Annotated in this window: 14 protein-coding genes; all 14 read right to left on the bottom strand. The window is 63.7% G+C overall.

Annotation, left to right across the window (positions count from 1 at the left end; translation table 11 throughout):
- Nucleotides 1-13 precede the first annotated feature (13 nt).
- A complete protein-coding gene (gene nifX / locus NKI49_RS17760) occupies nucleotides 14-511 on the bottom strand; it encodes a nitrogen fixation protein NifX (RefSeq protein ID WP_352603545.1) in 498 nt (165 codons plus the stop codon).
- On the bottom strand, nucleotides 477-1859 hold the full coding sequence (nifN, locus tag NKI49_RS17765) for a nitrogenase iron-molybdenum cofactor biosynthesis protein NifN (RefSeq protein WP_352603547.1): 1383 nt from the start codon (nucleotides 1857-1859) through the stop codon (nucleotides 477-479). The genes nifX and nifN overlap by 35 nt, the downstream gene beginning before the upstream one ends.
- A gap of 9 nt (nucleotides 1860-1868) precedes the next feature.
- Nucleotides 1869-3359 (bottom strand): nitrogenase iron-molybdenum cofactor biosynthesis protein NifE, encoded by a 1491-nt coding sequence (gene nifE / locus NKI49_RS17770; RefSeq protein ID WP_352603549.1) that lies wholly within the window; start codon nucleotides 3357-3359, stop codon nucleotides 1869-1871.
- Between the two features lie 57 nt (nucleotides 3360-3416).
- Entirely contained in the window at nucleotides 3417-4958 is a 1542-nt protein-coding gene (gene nifK, locus NKI49_RS17775) for a nitrogenase molybdenum-iron protein subunit beta (RefSeq protein WP_352603551.1), read from the bottom strand.
- Between the two features lie 127 nt (nucleotides 4959-5085).
- Nucleotides 5086-6588 (bottom strand): nitrogenase molybdenum-iron protein alpha chain, encoded by a 1503-nt coding sequence (gene nifD / locus NKI49_RS17780; RefSeq protein WP_352603553.1) that lies wholly within the window; start codon nucleotides 6586-6588, stop codon nucleotides 5086-5088.
- A gap of 98 nt (nucleotides 6589-6686) precedes the next feature.
- Nucleotides 6687-7580 (bottom strand): nitrogenase iron protein, encoded by an 894-nt coding sequence (nifH, locus tag NKI49_RS17785; RefSeq protein WP_023706403.1) that lies wholly within the window; start codon nucleotides 7578-7580, stop codon nucleotides 6687-6689.
- Between the two features lie 477 nt (nucleotides 7581-8057).
- Nucleotides 8058-9314, bottom strand: coding sequence for a type II toxin-antitoxin system HipA family toxin (locus NKI49_RS17790; protein ID WP_352603639.1), 1257 nt, complete (start codon nucleotides 9312-9314; stop codon nucleotides 8058-8060).
- Nucleotides 9289-9615: a helix-turn-helix domain-containing protein gene (locus NKI49_RS17795; RefSeq protein WP_352603641.1), complete on the bottom strand. Its 327-nt coding sequence runs from the start codon at nucleotides 9613-9615 to the stop codon at nucleotides 9289-9291. Before NKI49_RS17795 ends, NKI49_RS17790 begins: the two co-directional genes overlap by 26 nt.
- A gap of 589 nt (nucleotides 9616-10204) precedes the next feature.
- The gene (gene fni, locus NKI49_RS17800) at nucleotides 10205-11308 is read right to left on the bottom strand and encodes a type 2 isopentenyl-diphosphate Delta-isomerase (RefSeq protein ID WP_502899538.1); all 1104 of its coding nucleotides are present in this window, start codon (nucleotides 11306-11308) and stop codon (nucleotides 10205-10207) included.
- 28 nt (nucleotides 11309-11336) lie between these two features.
- Nucleotides 11337-12239, bottom strand: coding sequence for a terpene synthase family protein (locus NKI49_RS17805; RefSeq protein ID WP_352603555.1), 903 nt, complete (start codon nucleotides 12237-12239; stop codon nucleotides 11337-11339).
- Entirely contained in the window at nucleotides 12236-13795 is a 1560-nt protein-coding gene (locus NKI49_RS17810; protein WP_352603557.1) for a hypothetical protein, read from the bottom strand. The genes NKI49_RS17805 and NKI49_RS17810 overlap by 4 nt, the downstream gene beginning before the upstream one ends.
- 146 nt (nucleotides 13796-13941) lie before the next feature.
- Complete coding sequence (locus tag NKI49_RS17815; protein ID WP_352603645.1) at nucleotides 13942-14934, bottom strand: polyprenyl synthetase family protein; 993 nt, start codon at nucleotides 14932-14934, stop codon at nucleotides 13942-13944.
- 147 nt (nucleotides 14935-15081) lie between these two features.
- Nucleotides 15082-16425, bottom strand: a complete 1344-nt coding sequence (locus NKI49_RS17820; RefSeq protein WP_352603559.1) for a cytochrome P450 — start codon at nucleotides 16423-16425, stop codon at nucleotides 15082-15084.
- Nucleotides 16425-17267, bottom strand: a complete 843-nt coding sequence (locus tag NKI49_RS17825; protein WP_352603647.1) for an SDR family oxidoreductase — start codon at nucleotides 17265-17267, stop codon at nucleotides 16425-16427. The genes NKI49_RS17820 and NKI49_RS17825 overlap by 1 nt, the downstream gene beginning before the upstream one ends.
- Nucleotides 17268-17388: the final 121 nt, after the last annotated feature.

Genomic DNA, 17388 nt, shown 5'->3' on the forward strand with positions numbered 1-17388 from the left:
CCCACTCCTCATTTCACTGCTCGTCCTCGAAGGACGGTTTCTGTTTGGCGACACCTGCCTGCGCCAGCACCTTGCGCAGCCAAGGGGGAGGACACGTCCTGAGCATCATCTGCGTGCGCAACAGCACCTCTTGGATAGTTTCGGGCTGCGGCACTTTGATCGGATGAATTTTTGCCGAAACAAGTTTGGCCGCCGAAGGTCCGCCGATCGCCAGACAAAACAGGAGATGACAGCCCTTCAGCGCCTCCACCTTCGGCGTGATGCGGTCATCGCCCTCAGTTCGGTGCTTCTCGCTCTCGTCGGAAACGTCATCGAAGGCTACGGCTTCGATGAGATTCCACTCCTCGCGTCCCACGTCGTAGACAACAAAGCACCTGGCCGAACCGAAATGGGCGTTGAGGTTCTTCATGTCCTGGGTGGCGATCGCTACGCGCAATGCGCCGGCTTGGCGTTTCGGCGCCGGTGCGCGAACCTCGTCAGTGACGAGCGAGAGGCGACGAACGGAGCTCATCTGTGATTTCTCTCTTACGGAGTGGGTCAAGCGCCTCAGGCGTCGGCGCGTGCCGGTTGGCTTGAAAAATGTTGGCGACCTCGAAGATCAGGTCGCGGGTCCCCTGGTAGAGAATTGTGAGCTTGTGCTGGCTCCCGAGCCGGTCGAAGATCGGGAAGCCGACCCGCATGAGCGGAATGCCGAGACGCTGCGCCGCCTGGCGGCCGTGGGAATGAGTAACGAAAAGATCAGCGCCGGCGCCGAGAGCTTCCAAATCGCCGAGATCGCCGATCTGAACCGCCTGCGCCGGTACTTCCTCCAGAATTTTCGACATAGCGGCCGTTGTGACCGCCGCCGCGATTTCGGAGCCCATGCCGATGAAGAAGCTCGCGAGTTGGTAGAGTTGGTCTGGTTCAGCAGCGATCGCAATTTTCTTGCCTCCAAAGTGGAAATGTCCGTCGAGCAATGCGTCCTGCAACTGCGCCCGGCGACGGCGCACCCCAGCCGGCGCTGCCGCGCCCGAAATCGCGCATAGCAGCGAGACGAACCGGTCGGCGTCGCTCAATCCAGTCAGCGACCGGAACAGCACGTAAGGCACGCCGGTCAACCTATGCAGCAGCTCGGCCGGGCGGCGCATATGCTCACCGATGGCGACGCATTGCACAGCCGTGCCAAGCTCGCGGATATCCTCGACGCTGGTGCCGCCATAGGTGGTCGTGACCCAGCGGTCGGGCACCGCACCGTCGAGCGAGCCGGAGACGTCCGGCAGAATCACGGGCCTCAGTCCAAAGCTTTCAACCATCTCACGCAAATGCTCGATGTCAGCCACAGTGAGGTTCCAGCCAGGCAGGATCACGATTTTCTTCGACTGCCGCGCCTGCTCGCCGGGCCGCGTAATCCTTTCGATCATAGCGGTGACAGCCTTGGCCCAGCCCTCTTCGATCGCGCCGTCGAAATCCGGTGTGTTGGCTAGCACCACCTCCGTACCCGCGAGTTCTTTGGTGCGCTTCAGCCTAATATTGGCGATAACTCCTGCGCAGTCTTCGCCCCGGGTTTCCACCAGCGCGGTCGTGCAAACCCCGATCAGCGTTGGCTTTGTGCGGGCCTTGAGGTTGAGTATCGCCTGTTCCAGATGGTCCGCCCCGCCGAGGATCGTCGCCACCTCGTCCATCGCCGTCGTCTGCAAGGGGATGGCTTCCTTGAAATGTCGCACGAAGAGCACGAGGGCGAAGCTGGTGCACCCCTGGCTGCCGTGGAACAACGGCATCGCGCCGTCGACGCCAAGAAAGGCCAAGGCGGCACCCAATGGCTGCGATGACTTCAGCGGATTGACCGCCGCCGCTTTGGTCTGGGGAAGGATGCGGACCATCGACTCTCCTCAACACTCGCCGAAATTGCCGGCCGTCGTGCCTGCGAATTCCTGGACAACATGCAAAGTCGCGGTCTCGCTTTTCGTGCGCGGCCGTTCCTCCCTCACCGCAGGCTGGCAATCCCATGGTGCCGGCTCCCGCACCTGCCCCCAGATCGGGTTGTGAATGGCGATGTCGATCTGGCGTACGAGTTCCACCATGCCGTCATAGCCGGCGTAAGGGTGTTGGCGCTCCTGGTTGATATCCAGCCAGGGTGTCTTGGCCTTCAGCGCGACGAATTGCGTGCGCCCGCCTGATAGCAGGATATCGGCCTTGTGTTCGGAGAGCATGGCGTAAAGCTCGCGCGCTGCCATCTGCTCGAACATGTGGTTGTCGTCCTTGAGGATCTGCTTGATGCGCTCCTTGTCTTCGACGGTCGACTTCTTGATAGAGGTGCCGACGATCTCGATCCCGATCTCCATCAGGGCATGGACGACCGACCAGGACTTCACACCGCCGGTGTTGAGCAGCACGCGCTTGCCTTCGAGCCTCGGCCGGTAGGCGGCTAGCTTCTTCCAAGCGATCGCCTCTTCCTCTGCAATCAATACCTCGGTGCGGCCGAGGATCTCCGGATCGGCACCCTTCTGCACGAGCAGCTGAGAGATTTGTCGGAGTGCTTCCGAGGTGTCGGTGATGCCGTAGAAGGATCCCTCGAAAAACGGGATGTCCCAGCGCTGCTCCATCTTGCGGGCCAGATTGATGAGCGCGGTCGAGCACACCATCATAGCCGCCCGGGCGCGGTGCGCGCCGGCAATGTCGAAGTAACGTGCGTCACCCGGAATGCAGGCGCGCACCCGGATGCCCAGCCGATCAAGGAGCGGTTTCACCAGCCAGAATTCGCCCGAGAGGTTGAATTCGCCAAGAATGTTGATGTCGTAAGGGCCGGCATCGTCGGGCTCGACCGTGCCGATGACATGCTCGAGCAACGCCTCGCCGGCAAGCTTGTTGCCGAGGCTCTTGGAGCCTACGAAGCCCGGCGCATTGACCGGTACCACCGGCAGGTCGAACTTTTCCGCCGCGCGCTTGCAGACGGCCTCGATGTCGTCGCCGATCAGCGCCGTCACGCAGGTCGGATAGACGAAGATCGCCGGCGGCCCATACGCTTCCTTGATTTCGCGGATCGCTTTGAAAAGCTTCCGCTCGCCCTGCCCCATCACAACATCGAGTTCGGTGAGGTCGGTCGTGAAGCTTGTGCGCCACAGGGCTGGCCCGGACGAAGCCGCACCGCGGTTGTCCCAGGAATTGCCCTCGCAGGCGAGCGGCGCATGGATCAAATGCGCAACGTCGGTGATCGGCTGCAGCACGATCTTGGCGCCATCGAAGGCACAGCCGCCGGCCGCCGCCCCGGGGGTCAGTGGCTTCGAACAGCCCTCCTTGCGCGCCTTGGCATCCTTGCCGCGGTTCTTTTCGCAGGCAGGCTCGTTGAAGACATCCTGGATTTTGGCTCTGAGCAAGGACATTGCGTCGGTCTCCAAGGTCCCTCGGGAAGACGACCGGCCACAAGCCGACCGTCACGCTTAGCGGGTGAGGTCATACGAATAGTCCGTCACGCCCGTCTCGCTTGTCTCGCGATCGAGCTTGTCGAAGATCTTGTCGAGGATCGTCGTCAGGACGCGCAATCCGCCTTGGTAGCCCATGAGCGCAAACCGATGGTGATGGTGGCGATCGAAGATCGGAAACGTCAGCCGGATCAGCGGCGTGCCGGTGTCGCGCTCAAGATACTTGCCATAGGAGTTGCCAATCAGCAGGTCCACCGGCTCGGTGAAGAGCAGTGAGCGCATCGCCCAAAGGTCCTTGCCCGCCCAGACTTGAGCACCGTTGCCGAAGGGCGATGATGCAAGCAGCTCCTTCAACTCGGCTTCCCATGCCGACGTGCCGTTGGTGGCGAGGCAATGGGTCGGCTCGCCGCCCGTTTCCATGATGAAGCGGGCCATGGCGTAGACAAAGTCCGGATCGCCGTAGATGGCGTATTTCTTGCCGTGCAGCCAGGATTGGCTGTCGGCCATGGCGTCAACAAGTCGGCCGCGCTCCAGGCGGATTGCCTCGGGGATTTGCTTGCCGGAAATCGCGGAGACCTCCATCAGGAAGTCGTCGGTCGCCTGAACTCCGAGCGGGTAATGGAACGAGGCAGTCGCCTGCCCTACCCCCTCGCAATACTCCAGTGTTTTTCGGGTGTTGTAATGCTGCAGCGACAGCGTCGCCTCGGCGTTGAGTGCCTTCCTCACGTCTGCGATCTTCGTGCCGCCGTCGTACATGCGGTATTCGCCGTCGGACGGCGTGTCGAACTGGTCAGAGGCGTCTTGGATGAAGGTATAGGACACGCCTATCAGATCGAGCAGGCGCTTGAGTTCCCGATTGTTGCCAACGCAAAAACCGTCGAAGCCCGGAATGATATTAATGGTCCCCTCGGCTTCCGTGCGCTCCTCGCCTTTCCAGAAATGCTCCAAAATGCCCTTGACCGTAACGTCATAGCCGTCGACATGGCTACCGACGAAGGCCGGCGTGTGGGCGAAGGGCACGTCGAAGTCGCGCGGGACCGAGCCTTGGTCCTTGGCGTTCTCGATGAAGCTGTGCAGGTCGTCGCCAATGACCTCCGCCATACAAGTGGTCGAGACGGCGATCATCTTTGGGTCGTAAAGTTGGTACGTGTTGGCGAGCCCATCGACCATGTTCTTCAGGCCGCCGAACACTGCCGCGTCCTCGGTCATCGAGGAGGAAACCGCCGAAGCAGGCTCCTTGAAATGGCGCGACAAGTGCGAGCGGTAATAGGCGACGCAGCCCTGGCTGCCATGGACGAAGGACATGGTTCGCTCGAAGCCTGCGGCCGCGAACACCGCGCCGAGCGGCTGGCAGGCCTTGGCGGGGTTCACGACAAGCGCTTCGCGAGCAAGGTTCTTGTCGCGGTATTCCCACGTCTTTGTGAATTCGCGCTGGTCGGTAACGACCTGGTCCGGGTGGGGACATTCGAAATTCAGCCTCTTCTCAGCGAGCATCTGCCTGTATTCAGGCTCGCGGAACAGGGGCGCGTGGTCGAGAACTTTTTCAGCCGATTGCGGCATGGGTGGTTACCTCTTGTCCACCTGGCCCGCCATACGGCGGCACAGGGACGACGAAACGTTTTCAGGTCTCCCGCGGGCAAACGGCCACAGGCGTTAAAGGGCGTCCCGGCTTCCGGGAGGCCGGGTTTCATTCGGCTGCGATCGCCGCCGACGGCTCGGCTTTTTTCTTCCAGGGTGCGTCGTAGAGGCCCCAGACCGGGTTGTTGATGGCCAGATCCATATCGCGGGCGAAGATGGCAAAGCCGTCGTAGCCGTGATACGGGCCCGAATAATCCCAGGAATGCATTTGACGGAATGGTATCCCCATCTTCTGGACCGGGTACTTCTCTTTGATGCCGGAGCCCACGAGATCAGGACGGATCCCCTCGATGAACTTCTCCAGCTCGTAACCAGTCACGTCGTCATAGATCAGCGTGCCCTTCTTCACGTAATGGCCGGTACGCTGATAGTCGTCGTTATGGCCAAATTCGTAGCCAGTGCCGACGATCACCATGCCCAGGTCCTCATATGCCGTGACGACGTGACGGGGGCGCAGCCCGCCGACATAGAGCATCACCGTCCTGCCTTCGAGGCGCGGCCGGTACTTGGCTATGACCGCATCGACCAGCGGCCGGTATTTGGCGATGACCCCCTCGGCGTTGGCCTCGATTTCCGGCCCGAAGTGCTTGGCTATCTTGCGCAGAGAGGCTTCGGTCTGGGAGGGGCCGAAGAAATTGTACTCCATCCAGGCGATGCCATACTTTTCCTCCATGTGCCGGCAGATGTAGTTCATCGACCTGTAGCAATGGATGAGATTTAGCTTCGCCTTTGGCGCTCGCTCTATTTCGGCCAGCGTAGCGTCGCCCGACCAGTTGCCGACCACGCGCAGGCCCATCTCCTCAAGCAGGATGCGCGAAGCCCAAGCGTCGCCGCCGATATTGTAGTCGCCGACCACATTGACATCGTACGGGCCGGACTCGAACTCCACTTCCTTCTTCTCGAACACCCAGTCTCGGATCGCGTCGTTGGCGATGTGGTGGCCGAGGGATTGCGAGACGCCGCGGAAGCCCTCGCAGCGCACCGGCACGATTGTCTTCTCGTGCTCCTTGGCCTTGTTGCGGGACACAGCTTCGGTGTCGTCGCCAATCAGGCCGATCGGGCATTCGGATTGCACAGTCATGCCCTTGTTCAGCGGAAACAGTTCCTCGATCTCGTCGATGATCCGTTCCAGCTTCTTGTCGCCGCCGAAAACAATGTCCTTCTCCTGGAAATCGGAGGTGAACTGCATCGTGACGAACGTGTCGATGCCGGTCGTGCCGACGTAGTAGTTCCGGCGTTGAGACCAGGAATATTGCCCGCAGCCTACCGGCCCGTGCGAGATATGGACCATATCCTTGACTGGACCCCACACCACGCCTTTCGAGCCGGCATAGGCGCAGCCGCGAATCGTCATCACGCCGGGGATGGACTTGATGTTCGATTTGACATCGCATTCGGAAAGGACCTCGCTTTCCTCGCCAGCCTCGTCGCCGCTCTTTGCAACGCTGAGGTGCTTTTTGCGGCGCTTCGCCGACTTGTCAGGATATTGCGACAGCACCTCCTCGATAAGCTTCGCATGGAGGGCACCGTCATTCTCGTATTCCAGGCTCATGGGACCCCTTTCAAGGTTCAGGGTGACACCTCACCGACGAGGCGCCGTTCTTTGAAAGGCGCACCAGGTCAGGGCGCGCCTCATGTCGGCAGCGGTCGCTACTGTGCGGCCGCCTTGGCCGCTTCCTTGACCTGAAGCTCGGCAAGCATCTGCTCGTCGGTCTTCATGATGCCGAAGTCGAGCAGCATGTCCTCGAGCTCCTCCATGGTGATCGGGGTCGGGATGGTGCCCTGGCCCGAATTCCCGTGAATCTTCTCGGCCAGCGCCCTGTATTCCCCGGCCTGCTTCGAGTCCGGCGCATACTGGATCACAGACATCTTCCTGAGCTCGGCGTGCTGGACGATGTTGTCGCGCGGCACGAAGTGGATAAGCTTGGAATTGAGCCTGGAAGCCAGCGCTTCGGCGAGGTCGAGCTCGCGGTCGGTTTGGCGCTCGTTACAGATCAGGCCACCGAGCCGCACGCCGCCCGAATGGGCGTATTTCAGGATGCCCTTGGCGATGTTATTGGCGGCATAGAGCGCCATCATCTCGCCGGACATGACGATATAGATTTCCTGGGCCTTGTTCTCGCGGATCGGCATCGCGAAACCGCCACACACCACATCCCCGAGCACGTCGTAGGAGACATAATCGACATCGTCGTAGGCGCCGTTCTCCTCGAGGAAGTTGATCGAGGTGATCACGCCGCGGCCGGCGCAGCCGACACCTGGCTCGGGTCCGCCCGACTCCACGCATTTGATGCCTTTGTAGCCGACCTTGAGCACGTCCGCGAGTTCCAGGTCTTCCACCGAACCTTCCTCTGCCGCGAGATGCAGGACCGTATCCTGCGCCTTCGCGTTCAGGATCAGGCGGGTGGAGTCGGCTTTGGGGTCGCAGCCGACGATGAGGATTCTCTGCCCGAGGTCGACCAGGGCGGCGAGCGTATTTTGGGAGGTGGTGGACTTGCCGATGCCGCCCTTGCCGTAAAAGGCGATCTGACGCAAACCTGACATGTAGCTTTCCTTCCTTCGTTCCCATTCATCGCGGCTGCCGCGACTTGAATGCCGGTCGGGCAGCTCTAGCCGCCTCGCACCTAAGGATCTCAAGACTCATGCCAATTTGGCTGATCCAACAGAAGAATAATTTCATGGTTGCTTTTCAGGGGTTTAGCTTGAGTTCCAAGAAAGGATCGTCGGAACAGCCCGTGTAGCGGACGCGACATTGGCGACACAAAGCGTCGGATCGCGATCCTCAGTCACCGAATTCGTTTGCACCGCGTCGTTATGTTGAAGTGGACGAACAGCATCTCAACCTACTTGCGGGAAGCTGCGAAATTTCTGTGCCAGCGAGCTGACGTGCTTCGTCTCGCGTGTCCTCGTCGAGACCGCGTAGAATCCTGCGCGCGACGCTGGCATACCATCGGTCCGCGGCCACTCATCCGGTGCCACAGGCGGATGGTCCCGCTATATCAGCAATTCGGGGGTCTCGGCTCACTTGTCGGCACAGGAGTTCAGTATCGGCGTCATCGCCTTCACATGTCCGTCGATCCGCTCGAGCACTTTCGCTGCGACAACGTCGCGCTCAGGCAGACGCCACCAGTACTCGTTGACGAGTTTGACCGTCTCGACCACTGCCTTCAGGACTGCTGGCTCCGGAAGCCGTGCACGGTTCGCAAATGCTTTCCATCGCGGTGCTGCCAGCGCCTTGAACGAGCGCTCTCCTCCAAGCGACAGCGCCATGGCGTCGGCGGGAATATATGGCACGGTGGATAGGAGGTCGTAGATTGGTGCAAGCGCCGGCTTGTCGCCGTTACCGGGATAGATCAAAGACCAGTTTTTCAGGTGCATGTCGCCATTGCCGGTGATGACGGTCAGTGCCAGGCGGCGGACGAACTCGAGAGCCGCCGTAGGCGAGACGGCCACGCCAAGAGCCAAGGCTATGTCGTGATAAGCAGCCCCCTCATATTTGCGCGAAGGGTAGACACCGAAGACCTGAGCGAAATCCTCGATGTGTATCCTCTCGCCACCGGCGCCGCGATCGAAGCGTTTGACGAGAAGGACCTTGCCGTCAGACAGCGTGTTGAATTCTTCGGGAACGCCCTCAAAATCGGACTTCTCGACCAGTTCGCATTCAGGAACGTCCATGCCGATTGCTGCTGCCAGCGCCAGGTTAGCGAATTCGTTCTCGGAAACGCCCGGAAAGGCCGTCGAAGGGAACTTGGCAATGTACCGGCCCTGCTCGTCGTCCATCGGCAAGGTAAGGCCGCCGCCTTTTCCAATGTTCTTCATGACCGACAGCTTCATCTGCACGCCGGCAAGCGAGAACCGTGCCTTGGGCTGATCCTTTGAAGCATCCTGCGAAACCGCTATCGCGCCGTCACTGGGCAACGCCCGTACGGCTCCCGGCAGATCGGCGCCTAGTGCCGCTAAAAGATCGAAGTCATTGCCTGGCCGCACATTGCCTTCGTGGTGCCTTTCCATCGCCTCCCGCAATTTCTCCTCCGGCAGGAGGTTCGCGAAGAAAGCGGGCAAGGCGCTTGCCAGAGGCTTCGGATCTTTCCGCAATCCTCCCGTCGCTGCCCGGAACGACAGGCTCAGAACCGGAAAGCCGCCCGTCGCGCGGTAGGCCTCATCGAAGTTAAATGCATTGAAATCGCCCGGCGTCCTGACGATCGTGCCGACCTTCACTGCGTTCAAGAGCACGTCCAGCGACGGGATCGTGTTAGGTGCGCGAAAGACTGGGGGCATGATCGTCATCGTCAGGTTGAGAAACAAAGGCGGGTCGATCGTCATCATCATGCGGACGCAATAGAGCCTGGACAGCCGGCACCATGACTTGCGGAACCAGCATCATTTCCAGGCCGAGCGCGCGAGCGATATTCATGAGCGTTGTTGCACGCGCGGCTGCGGCTCCCTTTTCGATGTCGCGATACCGGGGACGGGATATACCCGCCAAATCAGCGACCTGCTCTTGCGTCATCGCAGCGGCCAGCCTCGCCTGTCTGAACACCCCACCGATTTCGCGTAGAATTTCCGATTGAGGGTCCATATGATACGTCAACGTTCCATTCCAACGCTAGATGATATGGCAGAGTATCTTATCCAATGATCGAGTCAACACGTTAGGATCTGTTTGCGTATCATTCATCAGCCTTATGATACGTAAAGAGATCAATCATCCTGCATTTGGCGCCGCCCGACGTTGAACGCCGTCCGAAACTGACGCCCGATCAGCCCTCCGAAATTCGAAATGTTAAATCCAGGCGCGTCCGGCAGCTGAAATCGCTTCCCTCTTCTCGTTCATACGGCCGACCGCGCTGACTCGGGGTCAATGTGGATCGCGACTCCTTTATTGCGATGGATTTGCACCATCTACTCCCTGCCGGTCTCCCGGCGCACCATGTTCCGACCCCTTCAGGGGCTCGGCTAGGTCGGCGTGACCGATCACCCTGATCAAAGCATCGACATAGCCGTCGAATACAACTTCACTCTCGGCTGTCCGTTCGAGCATGGCGGGGCGCCTCCCTGATCACGAAGCAGCACCCGAACAAGCCCGCGACCAGCGCAAATCCCCCGCTTCCGAGACTTTCTCACTCAGTAAACTAGGCGCCCGCCGCCACGTGCGCGCGACGCCTGCATCAACCGGCGGGCAGATGCGCCGAGGGCAACAAGCGCGCCTGACGCAACGCGGCAAGATCAGCCGAGCCGGTGCAGAAGCAGGCGACGGCCAACTGGCGGATGACGATCTCGAAATGCGCGACAACGGCCTCGCTGGATTGCGTAGCCGCGCGCAGCACGCCGGCCGCCTGCCCGGCGATGTCCGCGCCCAGGCGGATGGCCTTGGCCACGTCGACGCCGTCGCTGATCCCGCCCGACGCGATCAGCTTCACCGCTGGCATCGCCCGACGGATCGCCTGCACGCTGGCCGGGGTCGCAATCCCCCAATCCGCGAATGCCATTGCCACTGCGCGGTCGGCGGCATCGCGGGCGCGCTCGCCCTCCACCGCGGCCCAGCTGGTGCCGCCGGCGCCGGCGACATCGATCACCGCCACGCCCGACTCGACGAGCGCACGGGCCACCGAGGCGGACAGGCCCGACCCCACTTCCTTGGCCACGATCGGCACGCCGACGCTGCGCGCGGCGCGAGCGATCTGCGCCAGGACGCCGCGCCAGTCGCGGTCGCCTTCCGGCTGTACCGCTTCCTGCAGCGGATTGAGATGGACGATGAGTCCATCGGCCTCCAGTGCATCCACCGCCCGGCGCGCCAGGTCCAGGCCGTCGGCTTCGCGCAGTTGCGCGGCGCCGATATTGGCCAGCAAGGGAATGTCTGGGGCTAGGCGGCGCAACGCGCGCGTCAGCCCATGGGAGTTGCGGGATTGCAGGCTCACGCGCTGCGAACCGACGCACATGGCGATCCCCAAGGCTTGCGCTGCCTCGCTCAGATGCCGGTTGATGGACTCCGCGCGTGGCATGCCCCCGGTCATGGAGCTGATCAGCAGAGGCGCGCGCATGGTCTTGCCCAGCAGCGAGGCGCTGAGGTCGATTTGCGTCAGATCCAACTCGGGCAATGCGCAGTGTTCGAAACGGATGTACTCCCAGCCGGCGGCCTTGGCCCGTGCCGTTCGCCGATTCAGCACGATGTCCAGGTGGTCGTCCTTGCGCCGGCTCAGCTTGGTGTCGCTGATGCTCGCTCCATCCGCGTCATCGGGCGACGGCGTTGCGTCGGGTCGGACCGACGGCAGCGCGCGCACGCCATCGTTTCCCCCGCGTTCACGCCGGCGCACGCTGGCCTCCGCCTGCAGCGTCGCTGCGGTAGCGGCTGGTTGAGGTCTGGTAGTACTGCGCGCGGATGGCCGCCATGGCTTCGATCAACGGTCCCCACGGCGGTGGAAAACATTCTTCCGCCATCACCCGGTGCAGCATGCGTGTGTGGCCGGCCAACTCGTCCTTGAGGAACTCCACCACAGGCATGGCGGGATAGCGCTGCAGCAGCAGGATCGCCGCGTTGTCCCCCTCGCCGGCCGACCTATCGTTTTCGAGTCCATGGAGATCGTTCTGCAAGCGCCCTATTGCGGATATGAGCCGCAGGGCCTGGCGAAACGCCGGATGCGCGCGCAAGGTCGCCATGTCCAGCCCCCACAGCAAGGAGAGGCAACAGAACACGTTCGTGTAGGCGATCGAATCCACGCCGTTCTGCAAGTACTCGGCGTAGGACCAGCGCTCTGCCCCTGCCGCCTGCGCATGTCCGGCACGCAGCGCCGCGCAGTAGCACCGGGTATGGTAGAGAAGCTGAGCATAGTCGCGACGATCGTAGGCGAGCGCGGCGAGCGAAGCGCGCAGCACAGCACAGCCCTCGAATCCGGGGAGCGCGCACGGCACGCCTTGCCCGAGCGCCTGCTCCACCGCGGCGAGCTGCTCCGGCGCGATCAGGTCAAGGTCGTTGCAATCGTCGAGCCAGAACAGCAGCGCCAGTTCTCGATAGAACGCCACGATCAGCGTCTCGTCCAGCGGATCGCGGCCGGTGCGGGCGCTGGTGTCGCGCAGGCTCGGCTGGATGCGCTGCAGGATGTACTGGCCGCCCCGGACTGCTTCCACGCCATGCTCGTCGGCGAACCCGGTCAGGGAACGCCCCCACTCCAGCACCTGTTGCAGGGCGCGATGGGTCGGGATCATGGCCCCGCTCCTGCTCCCTCGGCCGAGACGCGCCGCCCCCAACGAAGCGCCAGCCACAACCCGGCGAGTTCGGCCACGCGCACCACCCGGGTGGGGCAATACAGTTCCTTGCCGATCCACAGCGGTGTCTGGGGCAGTGCGTGCGCTGCGTGGCGGGCGAGCATCCACTTCAGCGCACCCGCCACCGCCTGCGCGATGCGCCGGCGCCCTGCCGGCTCTTCGCTCCCGTCCATCACGTGCAACGCGAACAGCGCATAGGCGGTTTCCTCGAATGTGGACGCGCGACCGGCGCCCCAGCCGCCGTCGTCGCGTTGCGCCCGCAGCAGCCCGGCCAGCGCGCGCTCGTCGCGCCACTGGGGGTTGCCTTGCGCGAGCGCAGCAATCGCATGCGCGGTGGGATACAGCCACGAAACGTGCCATTTTTCGTTGTCCCATAGACCGTGCGGGTTGCGATTGGCCTCGACGAAGGCACTGGTGCGGGCGGCGGGCTTTCCCAACAGTCGCAACGCATGCAGGCCATGGATGTTGGTCGACACCGAGGCATTGCGCTCGCCGGGGAAGGTGACGAACAGCTCGCCGGTTTCGAACTGGCGCAACGCGTCGGCCGCCGGGTCGCGGCCTGCAAGGCGCAGGACGCACATCGCAACGGCGGTGTCGTCCGCATCCGCCGCGAAGTGCAAGGCCGGGCCCAGACCGCGCACGCCGAGGCAAGCGTCGAGCTGCGCGATGATCACTTGCACCGCCTCGGCGAAAGCGGGATGCGCGAACAGACCGGCCAGATGCAGGGTGTACAGCGACCAGCATGGCTCGAACACATTGATCGGCCAGACGTTGGGAACGACACCTTCGATGCCGGTGCGCGTCGCCCGCGATGCCGCCTGCAGATACCCGTCGGTGCGCCCGACTTGCGCCGTTCTTCCCTGTGTCAAGGCGTGCGCACGCCACGCGGCGGTGGCCGCTGGACTGATGCCGATGCTGCCGTCGGCGTCCGGGCATGCGGTGGCCGGCGACGTCCCCCAGGCTTCCCAGGAGTGCAGCAACGGATGGCCGCTCGGCAACGTCGCCACATCCCCCAGCTTGACCAGGCGTGGTTGCCGCAATGGCAACAGCGCCGGGTGGCGCGGAAACGCCAAGCCGCCCAGCAAGGATGCGGCCTCGTCGCACAACTGCGGCAGGATCAGCTCCGCGCCGATGGGCGCGTCTTCCGGCACCGCATGCGCGTAGGGATCGGGCTGGCGCTCGAGGAACCGGATTGCAGCCTGGGCTGCGTCGGCAGCGTCGGCAGCGTCGGGAAGAGGATCGGCACGCTGCAATGCCAGCAACGCCGCCCAGGTAGGCGCATGGCGAAACAGCGGGAAGTCCGCACTTCCCCATCCGCCATCGGCCTGTTGCTGCGCGATGAGCCACGCGTATGCGTCGTGCCGACCGGTGACGTTGCCGTCGAACTGCAGAGCTCGCGCCGTGTCGTATACGGACGGACCGACGCTGCCGCCGTCGCTCATCTCGCTCAGCAGGTGACGCAATTCGGAAAGGATCTGTTCGGACAGCGCGTTCACGCGGGATGTTCCTTCTGCAGAGGGCTAACGAGAACAGAAACGGGCAGACGCCGCGCACGTCGCCGCCGACACGGACACAGTGCAGCATGCAGCGCCCGCCGGCCGATCGCACCAGCACAGGGGCGAGTCCTTACGGATGGGCGCGCTCATGCGCATGGCGCGGACAGATAGGCGTTGGCCCGCTGCAGCATCTGCGCCAACCCTTCCGCACGCGGCCCCAGAGTGGCGATGGCCTCCCCGGCGTCGTGCAACAAATACAGGGCGAACTGGCGCGCAGCCTGCAGCCCCATGATCGACGCGCAGGTCGGCTTCTGCGCCGCCGCGTCCTTACCGGGGGTCTTGCCAAGAGTCGCGGTATCCGCCGTCGCGTCGAGAATGTCGTCGGCCACCTGCAACGCCAGGCCGAAACAGGCGGTGTAGCGATCGAGCGCAGCATACAGCGCAGCGTGCGCGGCATCCTCCGCGATGGAGTATAGCGCGCCCATGCGAACCGACGCGCGCACTAGCGCTCCGGTTTTCATCCCGTGCATCGCCAGGATCCTGTCCAGCCCGGCGTGCTTTCCGACCAGCGACAGATCCATGGCCTGCCCGCCTGCGGCACCCTCGGCGGACACCGCTTGCGCCAGTTCGCGCACGAGCGCGATACGGTTGTCGCCCGGCGCATCCAGGCTCGCCAGGGTCAGGAAGGCGTGGGCCTGCAGCGCATCGCCGACCAGGATCGCAGTGGCTTCGCCGAACTTTACGTGCACGGTCGGAAGGCCGCGGCGAAGCACGTCGTCGTCCATCGCGGGCAGGTCGTCGTGGACCAGCGTACAGGCGTGCATCATCTCGATGGCGGCGCCGACGTCGTCGAGCATGTGCGCCGGCGTGCCCGCCAGTGCGCCGGCAGCCAGACAGAGCAAGGCGCGGGTGCGCTTCCCGCCATGCAAGGTGGCGTAGCGCATGGCCGCCATCAGCTCTGTCTTACCGTCGTCTTCGGCGCAGAGCAGACGCGCCAGCGCCTGTTCGACCCGCTTTGCGCCGTCCTGCATCCAGATCTCGGGGAGCAGCCCGCCAGATGCGCCGCGCGCCTGCGCGCCCAACCCGCCGGATGCGGAAACGCCAGTTCGGTCGTCGCGTGGAGTGGGACCGGTCTGCATGTTGTTCATGTCCTTGTAGCTGAGACGGCCACGGCGAGCGCAAGTCGTCACGGTGTTGCCGGCGTCACACGAGTGCGTGCGCTGAGTGCAGCAATGCCGCGCCCCGCCGGCGCCGCTGCCTTGCCACACAGGGCATGCGATGCCAGCTCATGAGAAGCCTATGCGGATTGCCCTGGACGGATGTGCGGTCGGGTAATAGCGCCGGCCTTTTTCGACGTCGCTCAGCAACTGCGGCCGCACCCCGGCCTTGTGCATGGTCAGCGCCAAGGCGATGCAGAACTGCACCATTTCCAGCCATACCAGATGGTAGCCGATGCAGACGTGTGGGCCAGTACCGAACTGCAGCATGTCAACCGGCCGGATCGGCTCCGTGCGTTGCAGCCACCGCGCCAGGCGGAACTGATCAGGCGCCTCGTGCAGCAGCGCCGAGGTCGAGAAATGCAGCAGCGGGATGCATAGATGGGTGCCCGCGGGAATGCGCCGTTGGCCGAGTTGCAATTCCTGCAGCGCGCGACGCGGCAGGAGCGTGGTCGCCGGATGCAGGCGCAGTGTCTCGCGAAACAGCGCCTCGGCGACCGGACACTGCGCCAGGTCCGCGTGCCGGGTCGGCACCGCGCCCACGCGTTGCGCCTCCTCGACCAGGGCGTCCCATAGCACAGGCTGCCGCGCCAGCTCGATTACAATCCAGGCCATCGTCGAGGCAGTGGTGTCGTGACCGGCAAGCAGCAGCAAGCGAATATTCGCGACCAGGACGTCATCGGAGAGCGGATCGTCGCTGCGGTCGAAGGCGCTCACCATGTCGTTGATCAACCCGGTGCGCGCGGCATGCGCGCGCGCGTCGCGGACGAACCGGCGCAACTGCGCGTCGATCCAGTCGCGGGCGGCGCGGCCGCGCCGCAAAGGCAGTCCGGGCAGGTCGACCGGTGGCGCGACGATCAACTGCAGCAATTGCCGGTACTTGCGATGCCATCCCGGCAGGTCCTGCGCGGGGATGCCCATGAGGCTGAAGATGAGCTTCAGCATGAGGTCGCCGGTTTCGCGCAGGATGGTTACCTCGCCGCGGGCGCGCCACGCCTGCACCCGCGCCCGGATGACGGGCGCGAACAGGTCGCCGATCCCGGCCTGGGTCAGTCCCTTGGGCAAGAACGCTGCCTTGATGGCATCGCGCGCCTGCCGGTGCGCGCCGCCGTCCAGGGCAACCAACGTTCCGCCAAGCAATTCGGGCGCGATCTCTTCGATCAGCGCCGAGGACACGTCCTTGTGCCTGAGCAGTGCGAATGCGTCCGGATCCACACAGGTCATGAGATGTCCGGCAGGGCCGAAATCCAGCCAGAAGTGGCTGCCCAGCGTCCGTTCTGCGCGCTGCAGCAGGCGCGGCAGGTCGCAGACAATGGCGGGAAGATGCCCGACCAGGGGGAAAGCGCCAGGCATGACCGGGATGTCGCATCGCAGCCGGTGCCGGCGGTTGAGTGGGTTGAGCAGCATGTCCATCAGCAGCGCGCCGCCGTCGCCGATTCGGTGTCGCCGGCGGGGCGCGCGGCGCAGCTGTTGCCACCGTCGGCGTATGTCGGCACATGCGCCAGCATGCCGCCATCGATGCACACGACCTGGCCGGTGATGAACGCAGCATCGTCGGAGAGCAGGAACGCCACGAGCGCGGCCACGTCCTCGGGGCGGCCGACGCGCTGCAGGAGTTGGTGCCGGCGCAGATGCCGTTGCATGCACTCGTCCAGCTTGGCGAGGAGACGCTCGGTCATGACGAGACCCGGCGCAACCGCGTTGCAGCGGATCTGCGCATGACCGTACTGGGTAGCGAGCGAAGCCGAGAGCATGTTCATCGCCGCCTTCGACGCGGCGTAGGACGTCTGCGCCGTATCACCGCTGAGCCCCTGGCACGACGACATGTTGACGATCGCGCCACCGCCGCGGGCGATCATCCGTGGGATGGCCTGCCGGCAGCAGAGCAGCGTGCCGCGCAGATTGGTCGCCATGGTCTGGTCCCAAACTGCCAGCTCCAGGTCGAGGATCGCGCAGTCGCGCGGGGTCAGATGCATGGCGCTCGCATTGTTCACCAGCAGGTCGACCCCCCCGAAGTGCCGCTCCGCCGTCTCGAACAGCGCTGCCACCGCCTGCTCATCGGCGATATCCATGGGTATGGCCAGCGCGTGGCCTGCTTCGGCTGCGATCTGCGCGGTGCAGGCGATGGCCGCCGGGCCATCAATGTCGGCCACCACCACTCTGCCGCCCCCGCGCGCGATGGCGAGAGCGCATGCCTTGCCGATGCCGGCGCCGGCGCCGGTCACCACGGCCACCTTGCCTTCAAACCGTCCCATCGTGTCTCCTGAATTGCATTGGTCTTTCGCAGCATGCCGCTCGGCCTCCACCGGAGAAGGCGCAGGGTCGGCGCTGGCGCGCTCGTCATGGCCGGCGTCGCTTTCGATCACCCGAATGGCG

The sequence above is a fragment of the Mesorhizobium sp. M0587 genome (assembly GCF_040320945.1).
Classification (GTDB): Bacteria; Pseudomonadota; Alphaproteobacteria; order Rhizobiales; family Rhizobiaceae; genus Mesorhizobium.